The organism is Sporomusa sp., assembly GCF_035561155.1.
Classification (GTDB): domain Bacteria; phylum Bacillota; class Negativicutes; order Sporomusales; family Sporomusaceae; genus Sporomusa.
In genome coordinates this window covers 1-5,665 of record NZ_DATMYD010000069.1, presented here as the reverse complement: position 1 = coordinate 5,665, position 5,665 = coordinate 1, and the positions used below count along the sequence as shown (strand labels likewise).

At 43.6% G+C, this 5,665-nt stretch carries 8 protein-coding genes; 1 reads left to right on the top strand and 7 read right to left on the bottom strand.

Features of this window, described 5'->3' with window-relative positions; genetic code table 11:
* Positions 1–202: 202 nt before the first annotated feature.
* From VN447_RS08010 to VN447_RS07985, 6 genes are all read right to left on the bottom strand, one after another.
* Entirely contained in the window at positions 203–403 is a 201-nt protein-coding gene (locus VN447_RS08010) for a cold shock domain-containing protein (protein ID WP_084574156.1), read from the bottom strand.
* An 85-nt stretch (positions 404–488) separates the two neighbouring features.
* Positions 489–1,208, bottom strand: coding sequence for an amino acid ABC transporter ATP-binding protein (locus VN447_RS08005; protein ID WP_325524535.1), 720 nt, complete (start codon positions 1,206–1,208; stop codon positions 489–491).
* Complete coding sequence (locus VN447_RS08000) at positions 1,195–1,860, bottom strand: amino acid ABC transporter permease (protein ID WP_325524533.1); 666 nt, start codon at positions 1,858–1,860, stop codon at positions 1,195–1,197. Before VN447_RS08000 ends, VN447_RS08005 begins: the two co-directional genes overlap by 14 nt.
* 138 nt (positions 1,861–1,998) lie before the next feature.
* On the bottom strand, positions 1,999–2,787 hold the full coding sequence (locus VN447_RS07995) for a basic amino acid ABC transporter substrate-binding protein (RefSeq protein WP_325524531.1): 789 nt from the start codon (positions 2,785–2,787) through the stop codon (positions 1,999–2,001).
* 223 nt (positions 2,788–3,010) lie between these two features.
* A complete protein-coding gene (locus tag VN447_RS07990) occupies positions 3,011–3,307 on the bottom strand; it encodes a zinc-ribbon domain containing protein (protein WP_325524529.1) in 297 nt (98 codons plus the stop codon).
* A 366-nt stretch (positions 3,308–3,673) separates the two neighbouring features.
* Positions 3,674–4,261, bottom strand: a complete 588-nt coding sequence (locus VN447_RS07985) for a Uma2 family endonuclease (RefSeq protein WP_325524527.1) — start codon at positions 4,259–4,261, stop codon at positions 3,674–3,676.
* Positions 4,262–4,414: 153 nt separating this feature from the next.
* Here VN447_RS07985 and VN447_RS07980 point away from each other — a divergent pair, with 153 nt between their 5' ends.
* Positions 4,415–4,852, top strand: a complete 438-nt coding sequence (locus VN447_RS07980) for a hypothetical protein (protein ID WP_325524525.1) — start codon at positions 4,415–4,417, stop codon at positions 4,850–4,852.
* A 264-nt stretch (positions 4,853–5,116) separates the two neighbouring features.
* Here the strand turns inward: VN447_RS07980 and VN447_RS07975 are convergent, their stop codons facing one another.
* On the bottom strand, positions 5,117–5,542 hold the full coding sequence (locus tag VN447_RS07975; RefSeq protein WP_325524523.1) for a hypothetical protein: 426 nt from the start codon (positions 5,540–5,542) through the stop codon (positions 5,117–5,119).
* Between the last annotated feature and the right edge of the window lie 123 nt (positions 5,543–5,665).

The window sequence follows — 5,665 nt, the reverse complement described above, 5'->3', positions numbered from 1 at the left end:
TTGTAAAAACTAGTTTGTACATGATCCCAGCGGAACATCACTCAACCCTCTTTCTACCTGTCTTTACTAGTAGTATTCGACGGCTAAGACCTTTTTTCTTTCAAAATCGGTGAAAAACAAGAGGGTTTTTAAGCAGACTCTTCAGGATAAATTAAAACCCGGCGATACTTAGTATCGCCGGGTATAGTTTATGTGATTTATGTTATTGAGCTTTATATACGTTGCTGGCTTGCGGTCCGCGAGCACCATCAACGATTTCAAATTCAACTTGTTGGCCTTCATTCAGGGTTTTGAAACCTTGATCTTGAATAGCCGAGAAGTGTACGAATACGTCGCCGCCATCTTCTCTCTCAATGAATCCGTAACCTTTTTCTGCGCTAAACCACTTAACTTTACCAATCATGTGAAACTCCTCCTAAGATAAACTACAGACTGCCTTTTTGCAGTCACAAGTGGAAGTATAACATATATTTACAGCAATGTCAATTTTACAATATCTTAGAGAGGAAGGCCTGAGTCCGCTCTTCCTTAGCATGCAAAAAGACCTCATCCGGCGTGCCTTCTTCGACTATCCGGCCTTCGTCCATGAAGATTACTCTGTCGCCCACCTCGCGGGCAAAGCCCATTTCATGGGTAACAACAGCCATGGTCATGCCCTCATTGGCCAGAGTTTTCATAACATCCAAGACCTCTTTAATCATCTCAGGATCAAGGGCTGAGGTAGGTTCATCAAACAGCATCACTTTGGGCTTCATAGCCAGTGCCCGGGCGATAGCCACCCGCTGCTGCTGGCCGCCAGACAGCTGCTCAGGATAAGCGTTGGCCTTATCAGCAAGTCCAACCTTTTCAAGCAGGTTGAGGGCAATCTTCTCCGCTTCGTCTCGCGGCATTTTCCGGACTTTGAGCGGCGCCAAAGCAATATTTTGCAATACTGTCATATGAGGGAACAGGTTGAAACGCTGAAAAACCATGCCTACTTCTTCCCGAACTTTATTAATATTCGCCTCATTGGTAAGAGGAATGCCATCAACAATAATTTCGCCCTCAGTTGGCTGCTCCAGATAGTTAATGCAGCGAAGCAGCGTACTCTTACCTGAGCCGCTGGGGCCAATAATAACAACAACCTCTTGCTCGCTAATATGAGTATTAACACCTTTGAGAACATGCAATTTGCCAAATTTTTTGTGAAGATTTTTAATGCTTATCATCAGTCTTGTACCTCCGCTCAAGATAATCCACAAAGCGGGATATGGTAAAGGTCATTACGAGGTAAATAAAAGCCACTGTGAGCCAGATTTCAAATGAGCCGTAGGTACGGGCAATGATGAGCTGTCCGCGTCGTGTGAGCTCTTCAAAGCCGATTACCGACACCAGCGATGAATCTTTAAGCATTGCGATAAACTCATTGCCCAGGGGCGGAATAATGCGTTTAAATGCCTGGGGCAGAATTATGTAGCGCATAGTCTGGGCCCAGGTCATGCCAAGCGAGCGGCCGGCCTCCATTTGTCCCTTGTCAATGGATTGAATACCAGCCCGGAAGATTTCAGCAACATAAGCCCCGCTGTTAACACTGCAGGCCGTAATCGCAGCAATAAACGGATCAATACGCTGTCCTACCACAAGCGGCAAGGCAAAGTAAATCAGGAAAATCTGTACCAGGAGTGGTGTTCCCCGGATAAAGTCTACGTACAAGGCAGCCAGTGTTTTAACAGGCCATAGCAGTGACAGCCGGGCCATGCCGACAAACATACCAATAAGCAAGCCAAAACTAACACTAAGCGCCGTAATTTGCACTGTAACACCGGCACCCATAAGGAGCAGTGGAAACGAGCGGACAATTAAATCAAAATCAAAATTCAAATTCCTCACCCTTAATTAAAATGTATAAGGTTGCATAAAATCACATGACAATTATATGCGGACAGGCAGTGAGTGTCAATAAGTTTTTTAAGCATAAAAAACGGCGCGAAGTATCGCGCCGTTGCATAGTCTTAGCCTCTATTGGGGAGGTTTCTTGCCAAACCACTTCACGTAGATTTTTTCATACTCGCCGTTTTTCTTAAGTTCTTCCAGAGCTTTGTTGATTTTGTCAGCTAACTCTGTGTTTTTCTTGGAAGTAGCAATACCATAATCTTCTGAAGTGAGCGGCTCGCCCACAGTTTTAGCATCTTTGCCACCAGCCTGAGCAATATAATATTCGTTAACAGGCAGGTCATTGACAACTGCATCTACGCCGCCGGCTTTAAGTTCCATAAAGGCTTCAGGAGCAGTGTTAAACTCACGGATTTTGGCATCTTTAATCTTTTTGGCTTCATCAGCACCGGTAGTGCCAATTTGTACGGCAATGCGCTTGCCTTCAAGATCTTTAAAGGTTTTCAGGCTATTATTGTCAGCCTTTACTACCATAGAAAGACCGGATTTGTAATAAGGCTTGGTGAAGTTAACCTTCTTAGCCCGCTCATCGGTAATGGTCATCGCCGAAATAGTGGCATCAATGTTGCCAGCTTCCAGCGCAGGGATAAGTCCGTCAAAGTTCATACTTTGCACTTGAACCTCCATGCCCATTTGCTTGCCAAGAGCTTTGATCAGATCCATGTCAAAACCAACATAATCTTTCGTTTTCTCATCTTGGAACTCAAACGGAGCAAACGCGGTATCAGAGCCGACTTTGAGCACTTTGGCTTTAGGCTGCTCAGCAGGCTTGGATGACTGTTGACCACAGCCGGCAAGTCCGAACGCCAAAACAAACATAACTAGAACGGATAAGGCAATCAGTTTTTTAGACACGTATGTAACCCCCTTAAAAAGTGTTAAAAGATCATGTAATAATTATACGGTTCTATGTATAATTAGACAAGTAGTTTAACATGTATACATAGACAAGGGTATTCACGTACACAAACTACGCACAATTTCCCAATATGTCCACACTCAATACTCTTTTTCCCAAAACTAAAAGCCCGGGATATAAGATCCCGGGCATTGGTTGTCGCAATATATTCTATATGTACTATTGCTCTTTTTTGGCGATAAAGCAGTCACGGCAATAAATAGGACGATCATTGCGAGGTTTAAATGGAACTTGAGTTGTTACACCGCATTCGGCACATACTGCTTCATGCATCTCCCGCTGTGTTGTCTGAGGTTCGCCACCATCGCGGCTGCGTCTTCTGTTGCCCCTACATTCACGACAACGGGCAGGTTCGTTTTCAAAACCTTTTTCTGCGTAAAACTCCTGCTCTCCTGCTGTGAAAATAAAGTCTATTCCACAGTCCTTGCACTTAAGAGTTCTGTCCTGAAAAGCCATTAACGAAATCCCCTCACCTTATGAATTTAAAAACCACTGCTTAGCCGACCTGGTCTTTGACCCCACACCCGCCTGCTGGGAATTTCGCTAATAGGATTTAACCCCTCACTACAGTTCCTCTCGGTCAAACTTTAACTTAATAACCGTCTGTTCCTGGGACCGGCAGGACTTACCTCTAAGCCGCACCATGCTCAAAGCCGCTTTGGGCTCCTTACGTGGGTCGTTTCGCCTGCGACTGGCATCGACTTTCAACCACAGACCTAAGCAAATTGGTTCTTATATTAAATTATAGGTTTGCTACCCGAAAAAAGCAAGCATATATTTTCATAGGGTTTGAAAAATTGGTTAAAATTAACAAAATTGGTCTTAAATATCCTTAAAAAGTATATCAAGGTGCACTGTAAAACCTGGCAATAGACTTGAAGCCGTTTCACCTGCATCTACTTGGCGTACAGTTAAATGAAACTGACCATCAGTCAAATTGTATATTTCAATACTCTTCTCTTCAGGATCAACAATCCAATATTCTTTAACACCGTATTTTTCGTACACGCGGTATTTTTTGCGAAGATCATAGTAAGCAGTTGAAGGTGACAAAATCTCCACAATTAAATCCGGCGCACCATTAACTTTATCCTCAGCCGAAATATCAATCCGGTCTTTAGCAATAAATAAAATATCAGGTTGATAAGTTTCGTGGGGCCCTAAATAAACATCCCTAGGGGCAACGGCTACTTCACCTAAATTTTTACATTCGACATAATCATCAAACAACTTAACTAATCTCAACACAAGCCGTTGATGTCTTCTTCCCGGTGCCGGTGTCACAATAATCTCCCCTCCAACAAGTTGATAGCCTGCCCCTTCAGGCAGCTTGGCATAGTCCTCATATGTATATATTTTTTTATCAGGCAGGCTATATGGCATAATAGCTTCCCGTAACATATCCGACATACCTCGCACCACCAATTCTTTTTATTTTATTATACCAAAAAAGCGGCATTACCAATAGGAAATAATAAGGCCTGGACCCCGTTTACTGACTGAGACGACGATTTATGCTATAATAAAACAAAATAACGTGCTATGGTAAAAAGGGGTGTGAAGATGGAGGAAATATTACAACAGCTACTAGCTGGCCAAAACCAACTGTTCGAGGGACAGAAGCAACTTTTTGAGGGGCAGAAGCAGATTTTCGCAAAGCTAGGCACGATTGATAATCGACTGGACAAGGTGGAGGGGCGACTGGACAAGTTGGAAGAAAGGCTTGATGTTGTCGAGGGTAAGCTTGACGAAAGTATTAAGGTTACTATGGGCTTGAGACACTGGCATGAGGAGATCGGTGCCCAGATACATGGGTTAGGCCATAACCTGGCTGAATTGACAGGCAAGGTGAACCAGATTAACGAAAAAGTGGACAGCTTGGAACGGACAGTGACTAGGATTAATGCAAACATGTACTCAATGGCTGGTGATATGACATTCCTTCTTCGCAAGACCGGTGAGCATGGTGAGGCTATCATGCATTTAAGTCGTGCTAAGTAGACAAGGCTAGCTCCTACTCGGGCCCGGGTAGGCGCTAGTTTTTTTGTTGCTGCAACGTTAAGCAACGTTAAGGGTCAAAGTAACGTTAAGGGTCAGGCTTGCGTTATTAGTAAAATTGACTTATTTACGTAGCTATACTTGCCTTCACTCGCTGATAACCGCGGGTAATCGCAGCTGGGTCAATCCCCAACTTTTGGGCAAGCTCTGCTTTAGTACAGAGTTGCTATAAGGGTCAGGCTTGCGTTATTAGTAAAATTGACTTATTTACGTGGCTGTACTTGCCTTCACTCGCTGATAACCGCGGGTAATCGCGGCTGGATCAATCCCCAACTTTTTGGCAAGCTCTGCTTTAGTACATACTTGAGATTCTACCGCTCGGTAGATTAGAATATTTCTGGCTTCAACAACTTTTCGAATTCGACAGTCTCCAAGCAATTGGCCTAAAGGAACCTGCATTTCTTCTGCTGTATAATTTGCAATTTCCTCCAGCGTCTGCTTTTCTGCTAAGAGGTCGGTTTCATTGACACATACTATATGCGTAGGTTCATCCACAATAATGGGTTCTATTGATTCATGCGCCCATAATTTCATTATATCTGCAGAATCTTTTGGTTCTTGCAGAACCATTTCGGCATAGCGTTGAATCGCTTGATGTATATCATCACTAAGCATGTGTGATTTTGCTATCATAAAACTTGACCACATAAGAGCAAACTGCTAGAGAAAAACTTGACCACCTTGATCATTAAACCTGCTAAGCTAGAGTTGACTAGACCAAGCAAAGCAGGTAAAAAAGGATGATCAAAGTGGACA

Bases quoted from the DNA above. Each gene is read 5' to 3' on its own strand.
- VN447_RS07975 (WP_325524523.1), bottom strand. From the start codon at position 5,542: ATGATAGCAAAATCACACATGCTTAGTGATGATATACATCAAGCGATT.
- VN447_RS07985 (WP_325524527.1), bottom strand. From the start codon at position 4,261: ATGTCGGATATGTTACGGGAAGCTATTATGCCATATAGCCTGCCTGAT.
- VN447_RS08005 (WP_325524535.1), bottom strand. From the start codon at position 1,208: ATGATAAGCATTAAAAATCTTCACAAAAAATTTGGCAAATTGCATGTT.
- VN447_RS07980 (WP_325524525.1), top strand. From the start codon at position 4,415: ATGGAGGAAATATTACAACAGCTACTAGCTGGCCAAAACCAACTGTTC.
- VN447_RS07990 (WP_325524529.1), bottom strand. From the start codon at position 3,307: ATGGCTTTTCAGGACAGAACTCTTAAGTGCAAGGACTGTGGAATAGAC.
- VN447_RS08010 (WP_084574156.1), bottom strand. From the start codon at position 403: ATGATTGGTAAAGTTAAGTGGTTTAGCGCAGAAAAAGGTTACGGATTC.